Below are 17,989 nucleotides of genomic sequence, written 5' to 3'. Positions count from 1 at the left end.
AGAGTTGGTGGGCCCCTTGGTCGTCGCGTCAGTTCAGCCCGAGGCTGCCGCGGACTTCGTCCTCGATGAGCGACCAGATGTGATCGACGATCCGGCCGAACTGAGGTGTGCGTTTCACCGGGAGTTCGCGGGGCCGATCGAAGGGCACCGGAACGATCTCGCGGACTGTCCCCGGTCGGGCGGACAGGACCACGACCCGGTCGGCGAGGTAGACGGCCTCGTCGATCTGGTGGGTGATGAAGACGACCGTCTTGCGGTCGGCGGACCAAATGCGCAGCAACTCGGCTGACATGATCTCGCGGGTCTGCGCGTCGAGGGCCGCGAACGGTTCGTCGAGCAGGAGCACCTGCGGGTCGACGGCGAGGGCGCGGGCGATGTTGACGCGCTGCCGCATCCCGCCGGAGAGTTGCCGTGGGTACAGGTTGGCGGCGTCGGCGAGTCCGACGGCCTCCAGCCCCTTCATGGCGACTTCCCTGGCGTGGGCGCGGCGCTGTCCGGAGAGCACGAGGCCGTAGGCGACGTTGTCGAGCACGGTGGACCAGGGCAGGAGGTTGTCCGATTGGAACACCATGGCCCGGTCGCTGCTGGGTCCGGTGACGAGGCGGCCTCCGGACGTGATCGTTCCGGCCGTGGGTTTGAGGAGCCCGTCGAGCAGCCGCAGCAGCGTCGACTTGCCGGAGCCGGAGGCGCCGACGACGCACACGAACTCGCCCGGTTCGACCTCCAGGTCGAGGTTTCGCAGCGCCTCCACCGGCTCCCGGCGCGGCGGAGTGAAGATCAGGTCGACGCCGTCGACCACGATCCGTCCTGGATCGACGTCGTTCATGAGTCCTCCCTCCATGGGGCGAGTCGTTTCTCCAACGCCGTCAGACCGAACGACGCGACGAGGCCGACGGCGCCGAGCACGACGACGTAGCCGAGCAGGCGCGCGGTCTGGTAGGACTGGGCGGCGGCCGCGATGGCGAAGCCGAATCCGGACACCGCGCCGAAGAACTCCGCGACGATGACGCCGACGAGCGCTCGGGCGAACGCGACGCGGACGCCGCTGACGAGGAACGGAACCGAGTGCGGGATCGTCACGGTTCGCAGTACCTGGATGCGGGTCGCGCCGTAGGAGCGCGCCGTCTCGATCAGGTTCGGTTCGGCGCTGCGCAGTCCGGCGTCGGTGTTCGTGATGACGGGGAAGATCGCCATGAGGATGACGACGGCGACCTTGCTGGCGACGCCGAAGCCGAGGCCGGCAGTGAACAGCGGCGCCAGGGCGACGATCGGCAGTGAGTACAGCGCGGTCAGGATCGGGTCGAGGGTCTGCCGGACGGGCTTGCTTCCGGCGAGGATCGCGCCGATGGCGAAACCGCCGAAGACGGCCAGCGGGAACGCGATCGCGAGTTCGAGCATCGTCGTGGCGAGGTTCTTGGTGAACGCGCCCGACTCGATCTCGGTGTAGAGGGCCGTCGCGACTTCCGTCACCGGCACCAGGAGGAGCCGGTTGTCGATCAGGTAGGTCGCCGCGAGTTGCCACACGCCGAGGAAGAGGGTCAGCGACAGGACGAGGCGGGTCGCCGACGCTCCTCGCGTCGATCCACCGAGCCAGGCGAAGACCCCTACTCCTCGCCGCTCATCGGTTCGTGTCATCGGCGGCGCCCGTCAGCACGGCGGGTCTGCGTGCCGCAGCCCGGTTCTCCGGTGACGCGGCCGTCGGCGAAGACGGTCTTGCCGCCGACGAAGGTCCGCACGGGCATGCCGGTGTAGACCTCGCCCGCGTACGGCGTGTACCCGATCTTGCTGAGCACCTCGTCGTCGGTGACGGTCTCGGTCTTCTCGGTGTCGACGAGGACGAGGTCGGCGTCGGCTCCGACGGCGATCTCACCCTTGCCCTCAAGGTCGAAGAGTTTGGCGGGGGCGGTGGAGCAGGCCTCGACGACGCGTTCGAGGGAGAGCCGTCCGTGGTGGGCGGCGTCGAGCAGCATGCGGGCGTAGAACTGTGTCGACGGTGTGCCGGTGTTGGCCTTCCAGCCGTCGGTCCAGCCGATCTCCTTCTCCTCCCGCGTGTGCGGCGCGTGGTCGGTGGACACGAGGTCGATCGTGCCGTCGCGGAGGCCGTTCCACAGTGCCTCGTGGTGCTGTTCGGGCACCCAGTAGGACAGGGCGTACGAGCCGAGCCGTTCGATGTTCTCCCAACGGTGCCCGAGGAACAGCGCCCACGGGTTGATTTCGGCGGTTACCCGCTGTCCGCGTCGTTTCGCCTGGGCGATGAGCTGGACGCTGCGTTCGGTCTGGACGTGCAGCAGGTGCAGGTGGACGCCCGTGGCCTCCTGGAGGCGCAGGAGGGTCGCGATGGCGCTGTCCCAGATGAGTCCATTGTGGGCGGCGTAGGCGCGGGCGTACGCGAGGGCGTCGCGTTCTCCACGATCCCAGAATCCCTTTTCAATGTGGTCCATGAGCGCCTGGTCGTGTGGGTGGACCATGAGCGCGACGTCGGCTGCGGCGCATGCCTCCATGATCGCCATAAGCTGTCCATGATCATGCACTCCGATGCCCGGCATGTGCGGGTAGTCACGGCCCGTGTCGACGACCATGAACACCTTGAACGCCGCGACGCCCATCTCCGCGATGCGGGGGATCTGCTCCAGGTCGGTTCCGGCGGCGTTGACGTTCCAGTTGACGATCGCGCTCGACCGGTACAGGCCGAACATGTCCTCGACGACCTCGGCGGTGTTCGGCACGGGGTAGACGTTCGGCATCGCGAAGGTCGTGGTGACGCCTCCGGCCGCGCACGCGGCGGTCGCGCTGGCGATGTCCTCCTTGTGCGTGAAGCCGGGCTCGCGGTGGTGACTGTGCACGTCGATGAACCCCGGCATCAGGGTCAGTCCCGTGGCGTCGACGGTCTCGGCCGCGTCCAACGACTCACCAGGCATCACGAGCGCGGCGATCCTGCCGTCGCGGATGGCGACGTCGGCCGCGCGGACGCCATGGGCGTTCGCGATTCTCGCTCCGGTAATCGCTGTATCGAAGGCCATAACAGGTGCTCCTAGCTGGCGTTCCCACTGAGGGTGACGATTGATGCGTGGAACACTATATGACGGATCTGTTAGAACATAGGGTATGAGTGATTCGATATCCGCAACTGGTGATGTCACCTTGCGCGACCTTCAGACGTTCATCTCGGTCGCGACGACTGGAAGTTTCCGCTCGGCCGCCCAACGGATGTATACGTCGCAACCAGCCGTCTCCCGAGCGATCGCCCGCCTGGAACGCGCCGTCGGAGCCGAACTCCTCGAACGCGGTCCGCGCGGCGCCCGCCTCACCGCGGCCGGGGCGATCGCGGCCGAACACGCGCACCGAGTCGCCGCGACCCTGTCGGCGCTGCGCACCGACCTCGCCGAAGGACAGCGGTCCCACATCCGGCTGGGCGCCGCCGCGACCGCCGCCGGGTCGTATCTGGCCCCGTTCCTGGCCGAATGGATCCCCGCGCACCCGACCGTCCGCGTCGAGGTGCTGGAGGACGGCGCCGTCAAACTCCGCGAACGCCTCGCCGTCGGCGAGTGCGACCTCGCGATCGTCCCGCTCCCCGTGAGCGGCGAACTCGAGGCGATTCCACTCGCCCACCTGACGGTCTGCGCCTTCTTCCCGCAGGGCCACACGCTCGACACCGGGCAACCGACGATCGCCGTCGAGGAACTCATCCCCTACCCGCTGGTCGTCAACAACACCAACTTCATCGCGGGTCGACTCTTCGAGCAGGAATGCGAGGCCGCCGGGCTGTACCCGCGCATCCTGTACCGGTCGAACGTCGGCCAGACGCTCGCCGCGCTCGCCGAGGCGGGGCTCGGCGTCGCCGTCTTCGGGGACACCGTCGACCTGCGCGGCTTCGACCTGGAGTCCCGCAGCGTCCGGATCGAGAACGGGCAGCGCATGGGCCGGGAGCTGGCCGTGGCCTGGCATCGCACCGAGACGCCAGAGTGGATGCGCCAGTTCGCCTCCGACCTGGCCCAGTTCCAGCACCGCCGCACCGAGACGGAATGACGGGCGAGCCGTCGTCAGGCGTCGAGGCGCGCTTCGAGCCGGTCGGCGGCGCTCAGCCGAGACGGGCGAGATCGCGGGCCAGGTGGGACCGGCGGAGACCCCGGGCGCGCAGTCGGCGGGTGTCGGCGCGGTTGTCGTACATCAGCTGGACGTGGAAGTAGTTGACGTGCTCGAGCGCGGCGAAGGCGGCGAACGCGAGACCTGGGATCGTCGCCGCTCCCGGGTCCCGTTCGGTCGCGGTCGCCGTCCAGGCCAGCACGGCCGCGAGCACGACGGGGTTGGCCAGACGCAACGCCGCGAAGACGCGAACGCCAGGAGGTAGCGGCGCACCGGTCGACAGTTGCCGCAGCTTCGCGGTCCAGTACCCGGCGCCCTCAAGGAGAAGCAGCGCGAACACCGCGAAGCCGGCGAGGTTCACCGCCGTCACGGGCAGCCCGACGACGCCGAACCAGATCGCCCACTGGAGCGGGATGTTGACGAGCTCGCCCACCAGGAGGGATCGCAGACGTCGTCGAATCCGGGACCGAACACTCATGCGCGCACTATCGCACGCGTCCAGGTCGCGTCGACTCGGCGCCGATCCCGGAGACACTATGGACGATCATGGGCGCCGGCGCACGTCCCGACGGCTCGGACTCGCGACCGACATCGCGACGCGACCGTCGACTCGTCCGACCGCCGATCCGACTCGTGACGGCGGCCGTCCGACCCGCCGACACGTGCCCGCGAGTTTCGGCCCGACCGGTCACGGGTGCCCGGCGTGGGCCGCGTGGCGGGGGGTGCGCATAGTAGGGGGGTGATGAACCTCAAGCCGCTGCCGAGACGTGTCTGGGGTGCCATGCGGCGCCGGAAGATCACCGTCGCGATCGCGGCATGGGGTCTGCTCGTCGCGATATTGGCGTTCACGGCGCCGTCGGTGACGGTCGCCGAGCAGTCGCCACTCGCGCGAGCGTTGCCCGTGGTCAACGAGGCCTCGACTCTCGCCGTGTCGGCCCTGTCGAACGACGGCGAGGCGTTCACCGTCGGCGCGTTGGTCTTCGACGGCGACTGCTCGATCACCCTGGTGCGGTCCGGTCATCGATACACGCGCAGTATCACGGCCCACGTCGACTCGGCCGAGGTCGCGCCGACCGCGCACCGGCTCGCGAAGACGTTGAAGAAGAAGTACCCGCTCGTCAAGGGCGGCACGGACAAGCGGCCGCGATACTCGGCGATCGTCGACGAGTACGTCGCGTTGGAGCTGTCGACCGACGACAACACCGTCACCTGGAAGTCCGAGACCGGCTGCCGCCCCGACAGCGACACGACGGCCGTGCTGCAACCGCCGTTCAACCACCCGGCGGAGGCCGCGACGGCGATGGACCTGCTCGGCGTCATTAGTCCATCATGGACAATCGGCGAGGTGTCCTGTCTCGGTGACGGCGGCACCGTCGCCCGGACCGCGTGGGCGACCGGTCGTCTTCCCGACGACGCGGACGCCGACATCGCGGCCGTCGTCGAGCGTCTGCCGGGCGACGCGATCGTCCGCGTCGCGAAAGAGAAGCACGTGTCGTACCTGTGGCAGGGCCGCTCGCTGACGGTCTCCCTGACCGGTCGCGTCGTCACCGCGAGCGCGACCCAGGCCTGCCCGTCAGCCTGATCACTCGAACGATCGCCGCGTCGAGTCCTGTCGCACCCATGTCCCATCATCGACGCGAAGGCGCCGGTGAGCGATCACTGGCGCGGATACGCAATTCGGACAGAAGGAACGGGCTCATGGGAATCGTGACGGCGTCGTTGTCGATATCGGTGGACGGATATGTCGGCTCCGCCGACGAGGGGCAGTGGTGGCCGGTCCACGAACGCCTCCACCAATGGGTCTTCGACCTGCGAAGCTGGCGCGCGCGGCAGGGCATGGACGGCGGCGTCGACTCGGTGTCGTCCCAAATCGTCGAGGACGAGTTCGCCAACGCGGGCGCCTACGTGATGGGTCGCGACATGTTCGACTTCGGTGAGGAGCCGTGGGGCGACGATCCGCCGTTCCGGGCGCCGGTGTTCGTGGTGACGCACCGGGAGAGGGAGACGCTGCGTCGTCAAGGCGGCACCACTTTCACCTTCGTCACCGACGGGGTCGCGGCGGCGATCGAGCGCGCCCGGGCCTCCGCCGGCGATCGCGACGTTCGGCTGTCGGGAGGCGCGAGCGTCGTCCGTCAGGCGATCGCTGCCGGACTGCTCGACGAGCTGAATCTGCATCAGACGCCCGTCCTCCTCGGTGCGGGCGTCCGACTGTGGGACGACATCGGTCCGCAGTGGAGGGAAATGGAGCCGACGCGGGCCGTCGCCGGTGACGGCGTGACCCATCTGACGTACCGGTTCACCCGCGACGCCTGATTCGGTCGAGCCGCCGCGGACGCCGACGGTCGTGGCGCTCGTTCAGCGCTCGACGTCGGCGTGCAGGGTGCGGTAGATGTCCTCGGTGCCGAGCGCGCCGAGCGTCCGGTCGCCGTCGCGAACGGCGACGAAACCGGTGTCGCCGTCGAGCAGGGCCGACAGCGCCTCGCGCAGGGTCGCCGTCAGCGGGACCTCCGGGTGGTTCCCGGGCGGCACCTCGACGAGTTCGTCCGCCGACACGGAGGTGACGGACAGCCGTTTCACGCCACGGTCGGACCCGACGAAGTCGGCGACGAACGGGCTCGCCGGTTCGGCGAGGATCTGGGCGGGGGTCCCGTACTGCTCCAGGGTCGCGTGCTGTGACAGGACGGCGATCTTGTCGCCGAGCCGGATCGCCTCATCGACGTCATGCGTCACGAAGACGATCGTCTTGCCGACGTCGGCCTGCAACCGCAGGAACTCCTCCTGGAGACGGCCGCGCGCGATCGGGTCGACCGCCGAGAACGGCTCGTCCATGAGCAGCACGACCGGGTCGGCCGCGAGCGCCCTGGCGACGCCGACGCGCTGCCGCTGACCGCCCGACAACTGGTGGGGGTAGCGCTCGCCGAAGGTCTCGACGTCGAGCCCGACGAGCTCGAGGAGTTCCGCGACCCGATCCGCGACGCGGCGTTTCGACCAGCCGAGCAGGCGCGGGACCGTGCCGACGTTGGCGCTGATCGTCTGGTGCGGGAAGAGACCGACGTGCTGGATGACGTAGCCGATCGTGCGGCGCAGCAGCACCGGGTCGGTCGCCATGACGTCGCGATCCCCGACGTGGATGGCTCCGCCGCTCGGTTCCAGCAGACGATTGATCATGCGGAGCACAGTGGACTTTCCGCAGCCGGACGGACCGACGAGGGCGACGAGTTCCCCGGCCGTGATGTCCAGACTCAGGTTCTCGACGGCGACGACATCCCCGTCGTACACCTTGGACACCCCGTCGAGTCTGATCGGCGCGGCGGTAGCGGCAGACATCCCTCGACCTTATCGTGATCGTCGCGTCCCCATCTCCCCGAGACGGGAGACCCCTCCCCCGAGGCCATCCACGTCGGTCGATTCATCGGACTCGGTCGCGCGACGGTCGGCCCGCTTCGCGTCCGCCCGGCCGACCGCTGCCGACGAAGGCGCCGGTCAAGCCGTACGGCGGACGTCACCGTGACAGTGGACCGATGATGGTGGAGGGACGCACCGCCACCGACCGAGCCGACGGCGACCCTCACCCGACGCCACCGACCTGTACGGTGGCGTCATGTCGGTATCGATCGGGCTGAATGATCCACGCAATCCGTGGTTCTCGTGGTCCTATGTCGAGTCGAACGCGTCGGTCCTCCTCGACGCGCTCGCCGAACACGTCCGCCTGACGGTGATATCGGTGCTCATAGCGGCCGTGATCGCGATCCCGCTCGGCATCCTCGCGGCCCGGTCCCGCTCGGCCTCCACCGCGATCCTGTCGGTGTCCGGCGTGCTCTACACGCTCCCGTCGCTGGCGGTGTTCGCGCTGCTCGTCCCGTTCATGGGATTGTCGGAGGCGCCCGTCGTGATCGGTCTCGTCATGTACGCGCTGCTGATCCTGGTCCGCGCGACCCTGACGGGGCTCCGCCAGGTGCCCATCGAGGTGATCGACGCGGCCGGCGGCATGGGATACGACCGACGTCAGCTCCTGTCGCGCGTCCGACTCCCACTGGCCCTGCCATCGGTGATGACGGGCCTCCGAATCGCCACCGTCTCGACCGTCGCGCTCGTGACGGTGGGCGCGGTCGTCGGGCACGGCGGCCTCGGCGGGCTGATCCTCACCGGTTTCCGCAACAACCTGTACAAGCCGCAGATCGTCACCGCGACCATCATGTGCGTCCTCCTGGCGCTCGTCTTCGAGGTGCTGCTGGCGCTCGCGACGCGAGCCATGACCCCGTGGACGAGGCGGTGACGGCGTGAACGCTTTGACCGAAGCCTTCGTCTGGCTCAACGACCCGCTCAACTGGACCAACCCCGGCGGCATCCTCGACCTCCTCGGCCAGCACCTCTACCTGTCCGGCCTGTCGGTACTGCTCGGCTGCGTCATCGCGTGGCCGATCGGACTGTGGCTCGGACACACCGGGCGCGGCGGCGCGGGGACCGTCGTCGTCGCGAACCTCACCAGAGCCATCCCCACGCTCGCCCTGCTGAGCCTGTTCCCGTTGACGGCCTTGGGTTTCGGAACATGGTCGGTCGTCATCCCGCTGTCGGTGTTCGCGATCCCGCCCCTGCTGGCGACCGCGTACACCGGAATGCGCTCCGTCGACGCCGACGTCCGCGACGCCGCGACGGGCATGGGACTGTCGCCCGTCCAAGTCCTGACCCGCGTGGAGTTCCCGCTCGCGATCCCGCAACTGGCCAGCGGCTTCCGCACGGCCGCGGTCCAGGTCGTGGCGACCGCGACGCTCGCCGCGCTCGTCAACGGCGGGGGCCTCGGCGTCATCATCAACCGCGGCTTCGGCCAGTCGATCGCCGCCGGTGGCGGTCTCATCCTCGCGGGCGGCATCCTCGTCGCGTTGCTCGCCCTCATCATCGAGGGAGTCCTAGCGCTCGCCGAGAAGTACGTGACCCCGCGCCCGCTGCGGACCTGACCACCGGTCGCCCCTTGAGCATCCTCATCGGACTCGACGCCTCGATCCGCTGACCGACCCGTCGCGACGTCGGCGAATCTCACGATCCCCGGGAGACGAACCGAACGCCGTCCATCGTCGCCAACGGCCACAACGCATCCGACCGCCACCGTGGCCGTCCGTCGCCCCTGCGGCGCACGGCACACACAAAGTCGTGCCCCGTTCGATCGCCTCACCGCATAGGGTGGACCGATGACCCCCAAGAGGATGAAGACTCTGGCCATTCTTCCGGCCGCGGGCCTGCTGGCACTCGGCCTGGCCGCGTGCGGTGACGCCGGGTCGTCGGGCACGACGGCCCCCGAAGACGTCGAGGGCGCCGGGTGCGCGCCCATCGCGGGCGACACCCTGATCGCACTGGAAGACGACAAGAACCTCCAAAACGCCGACAACATCGTCGCCGCGTTCAACGCCGACGCGGCCGACCCGGCGGCGGTCGCGGCACTCGACAACGTCGCGGCCGAACTGACGACCGAGGCGCTCATCGAGCTGAACAAGGCCGTCGACATCGACCGGATGTCCCCCAGCGAGGCTGCCGAGCGCTTCGTCGAGCAGTACGCGCTCACCGACGACCTGGAGAAGGGCTCCGGCGACTTCAACGTCGGCCACGCGAACTTCTCCGAGTCGCAGACCCTCGCCACGGTCTACCAGATCGTGCTGGAAGCGGCCGGCTTCGATGTTGAACTCACCGACGTCGGCAACCGCGAGGTGTACGAACCGGCGCTCGAGTCCGGCGAGTTCGACGTGATCCCGGAGTACGCCGCGACGCTCGCGGAGTTCCTCAACACCGCCGCCAACGGCGGCGACGCGGAGCCGATCGCGTCCCCCGACATCAAGGCCACCATGGACGCCGCCCGGCCCGTCGCCGAGGAACGCGGTCTGGTCCTCGGTGAGGCCTCCAGCGCCGCCAACCAGAACGCCTACGCCGTCACCACCGCCTTCGCCGACGAGCACGGCGTCCGCACCCTGTCGGAGTTCGCGGAGAAGTGCAGCGGCAAGGACACCGTCCTCGGTGGACCGCCGGAGTGCCCGGACCGCCCGTTCTGCCAGCCCGGCCTCGAAGAGGTGTACGGCATCCAGGTCGGCCAGTTCGAGCCGCTCGACATCGGGACCCTGAGCAAGCAGGCGCTCGCCTCGGGCACCGTGACGATCTCGGCGGTCCTGTCGACCGACGGCAGTCTCGCCGACGGCGCGACCGTCAACCCGGACGAGACCCCCGAATCCGACTGACCGTTCGACATCGAACCCCGCTCGGCCGTGGTCGAGCGGGGTTCGTCACGTTTGGACACGTGCCGTTGTTCCGCGATTCGTCGAACCGGTCGAGCGTTACCGCGTGTGACGACCATTCCCAATGAGAGTATTCGGATCCAGACTCTCAGCAAAAATTAAATCGCTACATTTACATTCTTATTGACGTTCGTGGACTATCGCGGCATTCTGGCATTTCCTTTAGTGTTCAACGATTCTCACAATAGGGAGTGTCCATGCCTCAGCACTCGCGCCGCGCATTCCTCGCGGCGGCGGTCGCGATCCCCACGACGGCGACGGTGGTCGGCCTGACCAGCGGCACCGCCCAGGCGGAGTACGCCTTTCCTCGCAAACTCAGAGAGGGCACGTCCGGTTCGGACGTGAAGCAATTGCAGATCCGGGTCGCGGGCTATCCGGGATACAACTCGGTGATCTCCATCGACGGCGAATTCGGCCCGAAGACCAAGGCGGCCGTCAAGCGATTCCAGGCGGCCTATGGACTGGCGGCGGACGGAGTCGCCGGGCCGGCCTCGTTCAAGAAGATCTACTCACTTCAAAGCGCTGACAACACGCCGATCCACTTCACCTACGGGGAACTCAACAAGTGCAACAGCAGTTGGGGCGGCGGTAGGGTCTCGGCGGCGACGGCCAAGTCGAGCGCGTTCCGTCTGATGTGGAAGCTGGAGGCCCTGCGGCACGCCCTCGGCGATCGTCCGATCACGATCAGCAGCGGCTTCCGCAGCGTCTCGTGCAACAACGCCGTCGGCGGCCACTCCTCCAGCCGCCACCTGTACGGCGACGCGGCGGACCTGACCGGTTCCCACTCGCTGTGCACTCTGGCCAAACGGGCCCGGTATCACGGATTCCGCAACATCCTCGGCCCCGGCTTCGACGGGCACGGGGACCACGTCCACGTCGCCAGCGGCGGAAGCACCTGGTCGGCCCCGAACTGCGGCGTCTAGAAGCGGGAGCCGCGAGTCCGCTCCCGCGGTGAACGGGATCCGGGTGGACGCGTTGCGTTGTCGGCCATGCCTTCCGGCGGGCGTTCACGCACGACGTCGATGAGCCGACCGGGCCCGATGCGGCTGGAGCGGGTCGAAACGGCCGGGCCGCGAGCGTCGGGGACCGGCACCCCGGCGCCCGAAGTCGGGATCACGGCGTGGCCACGCCCCGTCGACCGTCGGCGCCCCGGCGGCCGTGGGCGGCGATCAGGGCGCGGTCGAGAGCGGGAGCTGCTCGGTGTCTCGCGGGTCGAGAAGGCGGACGTCGCCTCGGTCGACGGACGCGAACAGCGCGACCGTCGCGGCGTCCTTTCCGACGTGTCCCTCGGTGCGGATCAACTGCTCGGCGAGGAACGGCCGCAGCGCCGCGCCGGGAATCGCGGCCGGGATCGCGCCGCCGGTGGGAAACGTCAGCAGGACCATGCCGTAATGCCGCCGCAGGCCGGGCCGCAACGTCGGCTGGAAGTACGGGACGTCGACGGCCACGCCGCCGTTGCGGGCGTAGAACCGCAGCCGGCCGGTCGGGTCCCCGTACGCCTCGGTCGGCTCGTACGCGGCGGGGTGCTCGGCCTCCGCGAGGATCAGCCTCGGTCGATACCGGGCGTGCCAGGTCGCCAGCGCCTCCCGCAGCAGCGGAGCCCCGATGCCGCCGCCACGTCGACCGCCCGTGACGGCGAGGTAGGCGAGCAGGACCGTGTCGCTGTGCGGCAGGTGTTCGGCGACGGCCGTCGCGAGTGGTGAACCGTCGCGGTCGACGACGGCGAGCGCGTGCGCCGCCCCGTCGTCGAGGGCCGCGGCCAGGCCCGCGGACGTCAGGAGCTCGGTCGGCGGGAACGCGGGGGCTAGGACCCACCGATACACGTCGGCCCAGAGCGGCCCCGATGTATCGATGTGGACGATCCGCACGTGGCTGTCGGTGGTCACAGCGTCGCAGCCTACCGCCGCCGACGCGGTCCGCGGTGGTCGCGAGGGCCGGTGTCGCCGACCGGCGCTACTTGTCGATGTCGCCGACGACGAAGAACATCGAGCCGAGGATCGCGACCAGGTCCGGCACGAGGCAGCCGACGAGCACGGTCGACAGCGCCGCGACGTTGGCGTACGAGGCGGTCCGCAGCTTCAACCGCCACGGGGTCTTGTCGCCGCGCGACACGAGGTAGTAGCCGTTGACGCCGAGCGGGTTCTCCGTCCAGGTGTAGCCGTGGCCCTCGGGTGCCTTCACGACCTTGGGCAGGCGGACGTTGACGGGGCCGCCGATCGTCGCGACCCGGCGGAGGCTCTCCTCCGCGAGGTCCAGTGAGACGTACACCTGGTCGAGGAGGCATTCGAAGCGGGCGTGGCAGTCACCGGCGGTCCGGGTCACGACCGGGACGTCGAGCTCGCCGTACGCGAGGTACGGCTCGTCCCGGCGCAGGTCGAAGTCCAGTCCGGAAGCGCGGCCGACGGGGCCGGAGACGCCGANGCCNNNGGCGGTNCGGGCGAGGAATATCTCGTTGCGCCGGATGAGGTCGTCCAGTTTGGTCATTCCGGCGCGCACGTCGTCGACGGCGCGCAGCGCCCGCGTGACCCAGCCGGACGGGACCTCCTCCTTCAGTCCGCCGATCCTGTTGTACATGTAGTGGATCCGGCCGCCACTGGCCTCCTCGAAGACCCGTTGGAGCTTCTCGCGTTCGTCGAAGGCGTAGAACATCGGCGTGATCGCGCCGATCTCCAGTGGGTACGAGCCGAGGAACATCAGGTGATTGAGGACCCTGTTCATCTCGGACAGCGCGGTGCGCAGCCACGTCGCGCGTTCGGGGACCTCGATGCCCATGGCGCGTTCGACGGCGAGGGCGACGCCGACCTCGGAGCAGAACGCCGACAACCAGTCGTGCCGGTTCGCGAGCATCAGTATCTGCCGATAGTCGCGCACCTCGAAGAGCTTCTCGGCTCCCCGGTGCATGTACCCGATGACGGGCTCGCACGAGGTGACGCGTTCGCCGTCCACAGTGAGTTTGAGGCGAAGGACGCCGTGCGTGGACGGGTGCTGCGGCCCGATGTTGAGCACCATGTCGGCGAACTCTCCGACGCCCGATCCCACACCGACGGTCAACTCGCTCATGCCCATATCGTGTCACGCCCCGACGAGATTCGGGCGGGTCGCCGCCGCGCCACGTCAGCTCCATAGGGGATCGTCACGGTCGGGACGTCACCGCAGGCCGAGCGCCGAACCGTCGACACCGACGGTGCGCCACGTCCACAGGTGCCCGCCGAGCCCGGCCGGGTCGAGCAGCGTCGCGGTGCTCGACGCGGCTCCGAGTGCCCGCAGGTACGTCAGCGGGTCGCGCTCGGCGAGCGCACGGTCGGGCCGTCGGCCGTCGACGCCGAGCGCGAGCAGAGCCTCCCGTTGCCGCAGTGGCGGTTCCGCGCCGAGCGAGTCCATCGCGACGTGGACCGTCAGATCGCGGGAGCCGTCGGGGATCGGCGCGACCTCGCGTCCGTCAGCGAAGGCCGCCACCCAGGCGTCGGGCGGACGGGTGTCCCTTGTATGTCCATAGTCGATGGCGACGGCGGCGCCGCGTCGCAGTCGCCCGGTCAGGCCCGTCCACGCCGCGTCGCGTGGCGCGCCGATCGCGGCGACCCGGCCGGGTTCGGACAGCGGCCACCAGCGTTCCAGCCAGCGCGCGTCCGCGCGGTCCACGGCCTCTCCCGGGCCGGTCGCGCCGCTCTCCGGGTCCACGTGTTGGTACCGATAGGTCCCCGCCGCGTCCCGTTCCGCCAGGTCACAAGGGACGACGTCGAGCAGTTCGCACGCGAGGACCAGGCCCGTCACCTCCTCCGGAACGGTGTCGGCCCAAGCGATCCGCGCGTCGAGCCCGGCCGGGCGGGGCCTGACATCGACGGCGATCGGCGCGAGCCGCCCGGTCCGGTCCCGCTCCGTCAACGCGCTGAGCAGCTCCCCGGAACCGGCGCCGACGTCGACGACCATCAGCGGGTCCGGGTGCCCCAAGGCCGCGTCGATCCGTCCGATGAGGACATCGATGGCGGCGGCGAACACGGGATGCTGGGAACTCGTCGCGAAATGCCCGGCCGGAGCGTGGACGCGGTAGAAGCCGCCCGGCCCGTACAGGGCGTCCCGCATCGCCACCGACCAGCGCACCCGAGTCATGGCGGCAGTCTCCCACGCGCTCCGGCACCGGGACTGCCCCGGATCGTGAACACCACAATGGAATGGTCGACCCGTGACACCGCCAAAACGACTTGCGCCGCCCCTCGACGGCGCTCGACACTGACGCCATGACCGACTACGTCATCCGACCCGCCGACCCCGCAACCGACGCGGCACCCGCCTCCGCCATCACCGCCAAGGCCTTCCCGTACCTCCTCCAGGACGCCACGTCGACGGCCCACCGCATGGGCGACACCCGCAACCAGCCGATGCGCCACGTCGCCGAGATCGACGGGGACGTCGTCGCCTACGCCTCGACCGCGGTCGCCGCGGAGAGCGCCCGCCCCGGAACCGTGGCCCTGTCGCTCCTCGTCGCCGAGGAACACAGGGGCAAAGGCATCGGTTCGGCCCTGCTCGCCCGGCTCGAAGACCACTGGACGGCGATCGGCGCCACGAACGTCGTCGCCCGCGCGACCACCCCGGAGGCCATCCGATTCGGCGAGCGGCACGGCTTCGCGGCCTCCCGCACCGAACGCATCTCACACGTCGCGCTCGCGGACGTGCCGGATCCCCTGCCGATTCCCGAGCCGTACACGCTGCGGTACTACGAGGACGTCGAGCGGGAGGACCTGTACGTCATCGACGGCAAGGTCGTCGGCGACATCCCGTCCGACGGCGGTTGGGCCATGCCGAGCTTCGAGGAGTGGTCGGAGATCTATCTGACGGATCCGCGCCTGGCTCCCGAGCTCACCGCGATCATCTACGACGGCGACGATCCCGTCGCGGTGTCCTGGTTGGAGCGTATCGGCGATCGGGTGTGGTCGGCCCTCTGCGGCACCGACCCCGCGTACCGGGGCAGGGGGCTGGCGAAGGTCGCGAAGACGCACTCGTTGCGCCGGGCGCTCGAACGCGGCGCCGTCGACGCGTACACCAACAACGACGGGACGAACGCCCCGATGCTCGCCGTGAACACCTGGCTGGGGTACCGGCTCTACATCGAACAGCGCACCCTGGTCCGCGAACTCGGATGTTGACCGCGCGCTGAGAAGCGGTGGGGTCGTGAGGGGACGACCCCACCGTCTAACGCTCGGGCCATTCGTGGACGGGCGTGTTCGTCGACGAGTACCGCAGATACCGACGCATCATCGCGTGCAGTGCCGCGTCACGGTCGAGCCCGTCGCGTTCCTCGAAGGACCGCACGCAGCGGTCCTGCCAGACGGCGCCGTTCACTCCGGTGGAGCACCGTCCATAAATGATCGACAGGAACCGGTCGCGATCACGCCGGTCCGTTCCGAGTCGATCGAGACCGTTGGCCGCCAATGGAAGCAGCGTCTCGGCGATGAGTCGCCGCGCGTCCACCCGACCGATGCCCGGCCACTCCAGTACGGAGCCGAGTCCGTACCGGGCGGCGGTGTAGAAATTGTCCCGCGCCTGGGCGAACGTCATTGTCGCCTCGATCGGGGTATCGGCGGCGGCCACCTCGGTGACGAGACCGAGGAAGAACGCCAGGTTCGCGCAGATGTCCGCCGGGGTCGGCCCGGCCGGGAGCACGCGGTTCTCCACTCGCAGGTGCGGCCCCGACGCGGTGACGTCGTAGACGGGCCGGTTCCAGCGGTAGATGGTGCCGTTGTGCAGCCGCAGCTCTCCCAGTTGGGGAACGCCGCCGCGGTCCAGCACCGTGAACGGGTCCTCCGCCTCCAGGATCGACAGCAGCGCCGGGAAGAACCGCAGGTTCTCCTCGAACAGGTCGCCGACGTCGCCGATCCACGCCTCCCCGAACCACGTTCGGGGCCGGACGCCCTGCTCGCGAAGCTCGCGTGGTCGGGTGTCGGTCGCCTGTTCGAACAGGACGATGCGGGTCTCGTCCCACAGTCTCGATCCGAACAGGTAGGGCGAGTTCGCCCCCGCCGCCAGTTGGGCGGCGGCGATCGCCTGCGCCGCGTTCCAATACCTCGGGAACTGGCCCGGCGTCAACTGCAGGTGGTATTGCACGCTCGTGTTGACCGACTCCGCCGCGATCGAGCCGTAATGGGACTGCACACGTTCGACCCCTTCGATGTCCAACGCGATCTCCTCGCCGCGCGCGGCGAGGATCCGCTCGTTCAGCAGCCGATACCGACCGCTGTGGGACAGGACGTCGGGGCCGGCCTGCTCGGAACGCACCGTCGGCAGCATTCCGATGAGCGCGAGGCTGGCGTGCACCTTGGCGGCGTGCTCGTCGATGCGGTGCAGCCAGTCGCGCAGGACGCGCTCGTACGAACTGAGACCGTCTCCGTTGACGGTCCGAGGCGTGAGGTTGAGCTCCAGATTGAACTTGCCGAGTTCCGGTTGCACCGAACCGGTCTCGTTCGCCATGTCGTGCGCGAGCGCGGACAGGACTTCGGCGTTGCGCATCGCCGGGTCACAGTCCTCCGTGACCAGGTTCAGCTCGAGCTCAAGCCCAGTTAAAGTCCGTTCGGTGTCGAAACGGTCCTCATCGATCAGCACGCGAAGCGCGTCCACGCAGCGGCGCAACTTCGTGCGGAAATGGCGTCGATCGACGTAGCTAAACGCGTTAATCGATACTTCCTCGCCCATCCGGGGTCCTCCACGGGGTTGACGTAGTAGACACCAACGGTAGAGCGGGAAGTGACGCTCCGGCTACCTACCCAGGGTGGGGTCGAATGAGACTATGGACGAGTCATGGACGAACACGGAGCGTCCATATCTGAGTAAGCACAATGGCTCGATCCACATCGCTACGTCCATATTTCGCGGATAAGCGCTGCGTGCGCCTTACGTGCCCGATTCGCTCAGCAGGAGCGTATTCCCACAATATTCGTCCATTGTCTCCATGACATGGCACATCGGAGTGACGAGTTCTGTCGGTATTGCGACATTGACTGGACAGGCGACCGTTCATGATCTATCGGCCGCACCGGTCCCGCCGCCCCGTCGCGCGGAAGAACGCGCCGGAACTCCCCTGCCGCGAACACGCGTGGGGGCCCGCCNNNGNCCGGCGGGCCCGCCTGTCCGGNGGGCCCCCACGGCGGCTCGACTAGGCGGTCACGCTCGGCCGGGACGTCTCGGTCCAGACCCGCACGATGTCGCGAACGGACAGGACGCCGACGACGTCGTGATCCTCGATGACGACGAGGTGGCGGAATCCGCCGCGCACCATCGCGGCGGCGGCCTCCTGCAAGGTCCAGGACGGGTCGGCGTACACGAGATCGCGCGTCAGGTGCGACGAGACGTGCTCGACGTCGACGTCGCCGCCCGCTCCGACGCACGCCATGATGTCGCGTTCGGTCAGGATGCCGTGTCCCTCCCCGTCCGGGTCGATGACGACGGCGGCACCGACCCGCCGTTCGGTCATGAGCGCGGCCGCCTGCCGCAGTGAGTGGGCGGGACCCACCGACAACACTCGAGTACTCATCGCTTCTCTGACCTGCATACCCGCCACCTCACATCTCTTGACAGCGATCACACCGCCGGCCGATCGCCACACGGTGTGCCCCGTTCGTTCATGATCCCGGTCACAG

The 17,989-nt window shown here is 69.0% G+C and carries 18 protein-coding genes and 1 pseudogene; 8 read left to right on the top strand and 11 right to left on the bottom strand.

Translation table 11 applies throughout. The features are described 5' to 3' along the window. Window positions 1-28: 28 nt before the first annotated feature. The 3 genes from ACM9NP_RS08185 to ACM9NP_RS08175 are packed head-to-tail and all read right to left on the bottom strand — an operon-like array spanning window position 29 to window position 3,020. On the bottom strand, window positions 29-826 hold the full coding sequence (locus ACM9NP_RS08185; RefSeq protein WP_415646017.1) for an ABC transporter ATP-binding protein: 798 nt from the start codon (window positions 824-826) through the stop codon (window positions 29-31). After that, window positions 823-1,635 carry an ABC transporter permease gene (locus ACM9NP_RS08180; protein WP_415646016.1) on the bottom strand — a complete coding sequence of 271 codons (813 nt, stop codon included), beginning with the start codon at window positions 1,633-1,635 and terminating at the stop codon, window positions 823-825. The genes ACM9NP_RS08185 and ACM9NP_RS08180 overlap by 4 nt, the downstream gene beginning before the upstream one ends. Then, window positions 1,632-3,020: a dihydroorotase gene (locus ACM9NP_RS08175; RefSeq protein WP_415646015.1), complete on the bottom strand. Its 1,389-nt coding sequence runs from the start codon at window positions 3,018-3,020 to the stop codon at window positions 1,632-1,634. Before ACM9NP_RS08175 ends, ACM9NP_RS08180 begins: the two co-directional genes overlap by 4 nt. An 85-nt stretch (window positions 3,021-3,105) precedes the next feature. On the opposite strand from ACM9NP_RS08175, the gene ACM9NP_RS08170 reads away from it, so the two are divergent. After that, the gene (locus tag ACM9NP_RS08170; protein ID WP_415646014.1) at window positions 3,106-4,026 is read left to right on the top strand and encodes a LysR family transcriptional regulator; all 921 of its coding nucleotides are present in this window, start codon (window positions 3,106-3,108) and stop codon (window positions 4,024-4,026) included. Between the two features lie 52 nt (window positions 4,027-4,078). Here the strand turns inward: ACM9NP_RS08170 and ACM9NP_RS08165 are convergent, their stop codons facing one another. Further along, window positions 4,079-4,561 (bottom strand): hypothetical protein, encoded by a 483-nt coding sequence (locus ACM9NP_RS08165; RefSeq protein ID WP_415646013.1) that lies wholly within the window; start codon window positions 4,559-4,561, stop codon window positions 4,079-4,081. Between the two features lie 261 nt (window positions 4,562-4,822). Here ACM9NP_RS08165 and ACM9NP_RS08160 point away from each other — a divergent pair, with 261 nt between their 5' ends. Together ACM9NP_RS08160 and ACM9NP_RS08155 are read left to right on the top strand one after the other, a co-directional pair. Next, the gene (locus ACM9NP_RS08160; protein ID WP_415646012.1) at window positions 4,823-5,665 is read left to right on the top strand and encodes a hypothetical protein; all 843 of its coding nucleotides are present in this window, start codon (window positions 4,823-4,825) and stop codon (window positions 5,663-5,665) included. Window positions 5,666-5,781: 116 nt separating this feature from the next. After that, a complete protein-coding gene (locus ACM9NP_RS08155; protein ID WP_415646011.1) occupies window positions 5,782-6,396 on the top strand; it encodes a dihydrofolate reductase family protein in 615 nt (204 codons plus the stop codon). A 42-nt stretch (window positions 6,397-6,438) separates the two neighbouring features. Here ACM9NP_RS08155 and ACM9NP_RS08150 read toward each other — a convergent pair whose 3' ends face one another. Beyond that, the gene (locus tag ACM9NP_RS08150) at window positions 6,439-7,410 is read right to left on the bottom strand and encodes an ABC transporter ATP-binding protein (RefSeq protein ID WP_415646010.1); all 972 of its coding nucleotides are present in this window, start codon (window positions 7,408-7,410) and stop codon (window positions 6,439-6,441) included. Between the two features lie 274 nt (window positions 7,411-7,684). Here ACM9NP_RS08150 and ACM9NP_RS08145 point away from each other — a divergent pair, with 274 nt between their 5' ends. From ACM9NP_RS08145 to ACM9NP_RS08130, 4 genes are all read left to right on the top strand, one after another. Further along, entirely contained in the window at window positions 7,685-8,359 is a 675-nt protein-coding gene (locus ACM9NP_RS08145) for an ABC transporter permease (RefSeq protein WP_415646009.1), read from the top strand. Between the two features lie 4 nt (window positions 8,360-8,363). Beyond that, complete coding sequence (locus tag ACM9NP_RS08140) at window positions 8,364-9,038, top strand: ABC transporter permease (RefSeq protein WP_415646008.1); 675 nt, start codon at window positions 8,364-8,366, stop codon at window positions 9,036-9,038. 231 nt (window positions 9,039-9,269) lie between these two features. Then, complete coding sequence (locus tag ACM9NP_RS08135) at window positions 9,270-10,304, top strand: glycine betaine ABC transporter substrate-binding protein (RefSeq protein WP_415646007.1); 1,035 nt, start codon at window positions 9,270-9,272, stop codon at window positions 10,302-10,304. Between the two features lie 254 nt (window positions 10,305-10,558). Then, window positions 10,559-11,284, top strand: coding sequence for a D-Ala-D-Ala carboxypeptidase family metallohydrolase (locus ACM9NP_RS08130; RefSeq protein ID WP_415646006.1), 726 nt, complete (start codon window positions 10,559-10,561; stop codon window positions 11,282-11,284). A gap of 246 nt (window positions 11,285-11,530) precedes the next feature. On the opposite strand, the gene ACM9NP_RS08125 is transcribed toward ACM9NP_RS08130, so the two are convergent. The 4 genes and pseudogenes from ACM9NP_RS08125 to ACM9NP_RS08110 form a co-directional block, all read right to left on the bottom strand. Further along, window positions 11,531-12,247, bottom strand: coding sequence for an N-acetyltransferase (locus ACM9NP_RS08125; protein WP_415646005.1), 717 nt, complete (start codon window positions 12,245-12,247; stop codon window positions 11,531-11,533). 67 nt (window positions 12,248-12,314) lie between these two features. Further along, window positions 12,315-12,781, bottom strand: a pseudogene (locus tag ACM9NP_RS08120) (NADH-quinone oxidoreductase subunit D-related protein); the annotation flags it as partial. 14 nt (window positions 12,782-12,795) lie between these two features. Then, window positions 12,796-13,421: NADH-quinone oxidoreductase subunit D-related protein (locus tag ACM9NP_RS08115; protein ID WP_462933504.1), on the bottom strand; the 626-nt coding region annotated here is incomplete at its 3' end. Between the two features lie 87 nt (window positions 13,422-13,508). Continuing rightward, entirely contained in the window at window positions 13,509-14,468 is a 960-nt protein-coding gene (locus tag ACM9NP_RS08110) for an SAM-dependent methyltransferase (protein WP_415646004.1), read from the bottom strand. A gap of 128 nt (window positions 14,469-14,596) precedes the next feature. Between ACM9NP_RS08110 and ACM9NP_RS08105 the strand changes: the two genes are divergently transcribed. Continuing rightward, window positions 14,597-15,502: a GNAT family N-acetyltransferase gene (locus ACM9NP_RS08105; protein WP_415646003.1), complete on the top strand. Its 906-nt coding sequence runs from the start codon at window positions 14,597-14,599 to the stop codon at window positions 15,500-15,502. Window positions 15,503-15,548: 46 nt separating this feature from the next. Here the strand turns inward: ACM9NP_RS08105 and ACM9NP_RS08100 are convergent, their stop codons facing one another. Next, entirely contained in the window at window positions 15,549-17,045 is a 1,497-nt protein-coding gene (locus ACM9NP_RS08100) for a glutamate--cysteine ligase (RefSeq protein ID WP_415646002.1), read from the bottom strand. A 460-nt stretch (window positions 17,046-17,505) separates the two neighbouring features. Then, entirely contained in the window at window positions 17,506-17,901 is a 396-nt protein-coding gene (locus ACM9NP_RS08095; protein ID WP_415646001.1) for a CBS domain-containing protein, read from the bottom strand. Window positions 17,902-17,989 lie beyond the last annotated feature (88 nt).

Source organism: Stackebrandtia soli (assembly GCF_965137155.1).
In the GTDB taxonomy this organism is placed as follows: Bacteria; Actinomycetota; Actinomycetes; order Mycobacteriales; family Micromonosporaceae; genus Stackebrandtia; species Stackebrandtia soli.
The sequence above is the reverse complement of the archived record's forward strand: the minus strand, read 5'-3'. Positions and strand labels throughout refer to the sequence as shown.

What these genes read in the sequence shown, in the direction of transcription:
- ACM9NP_RS08175 (WP_415646015.1), bottom strand. Translation starts at nt 3,020, where the DNA reads ATGGCCTTCGATACAGCGATTACCGGAGCGAGAATCGCGAACGCCCAT.
- ACM9NP_RS08170 (WP_415646014.1), top strand. Translation starts at nt 3,106, where the DNA reads ATGAGTGATTCGATATCCGCAACTGGTGATGTCACCTTGCGCGACCTT.
- ACM9NP_RS08180 (WP_415646016.1), bottom strand. Translation starts at nt 1,635, where the DNA reads ATGACACGAACCGATGAGCGGCGAGGAGTAGGGGTCTTCGCCTGGCTC.
- ACM9NP_RS08105 (WP_415646003.1), top strand. Translation starts at nt 14,597, where the DNA reads ATGACCGACTACGTCATCCGACCCGCCGACCCCGCAACCGACGCGGCA.
- ACM9NP_RS08150 (WP_415646010.1), bottom strand. Translation starts at nt 7,410, where the DNA reads ATGTCTGCCGCTACCGCCGCGCCGATCAGACTCGACGGGGTGTCCAAG.
- ACM9NP_RS08145 (WP_415646009.1), top strand. Translation starts at nt 7,685, where the DNA reads ATGTCGGTATCGATCGGGCTGAATGATCCACGCAATCCGTGGTTCTCG.
- ACM9NP_RS08110 (WP_415646004.1), bottom strand. Translation starts at nt 14,468, where the DNA reads ATGACTCGGGTGCGCTGGTCGGTGGCGATGCGGGACGCCCTGTACGGG.
- ACM9NP_RS08155 (WP_415646011.1), top strand. Translation starts at nt 5,782, where the DNA reads ATGGGAATCGTGACGGCGTCGTTGTCGATATCGGTGGACGGATATGTC.
- ACM9NP_RS08095 (WP_415646001.1), bottom strand. Translation starts at nt 17,901, where the DNA reads ATGCAGGTCAGAGAAGCGATGAGTACTCGAGTGTTGTCGGTGGGTCCC.
- ACM9NP_RS08165 (WP_415646013.1), bottom strand. Translation starts at nt 4,561, where the DNA reads ATGAGTGTTCGGTCCCGGATTCGACGACGTCTGCGATCCCTCCTGGTG.
- ACM9NP_RS08185 (WP_415646017.1), bottom strand. Translation starts at nt 826, where the DNA reads ATGAACGACGTCGATCCAGGACGGATCGTGGTCGACGGCGTCGACCTG.
- ACM9NP_RS08100 (WP_415646002.1), bottom strand. Translation starts at nt 17,045, where the DNA reads ATGGGCGAGGAAGTATCGATTAACGCGTTTAGCTACGTCGATCGACGC.
- ACM9NP_RS08130 (WP_415646006.1), top strand. Translation starts at nt 10,559, where the DNA reads ATGCCTCAGCACTCGCGCCGCGCATTCCTCGCGGCGGCGGTCGCGATC.
- ACM9NP_RS08135 (WP_415646007.1), top strand. Translation starts at nt 9,270, where the DNA reads ATGACCCCCAAGAGGATGAAGACTCTGGCCATTCTTCCGGCCGCGGGC.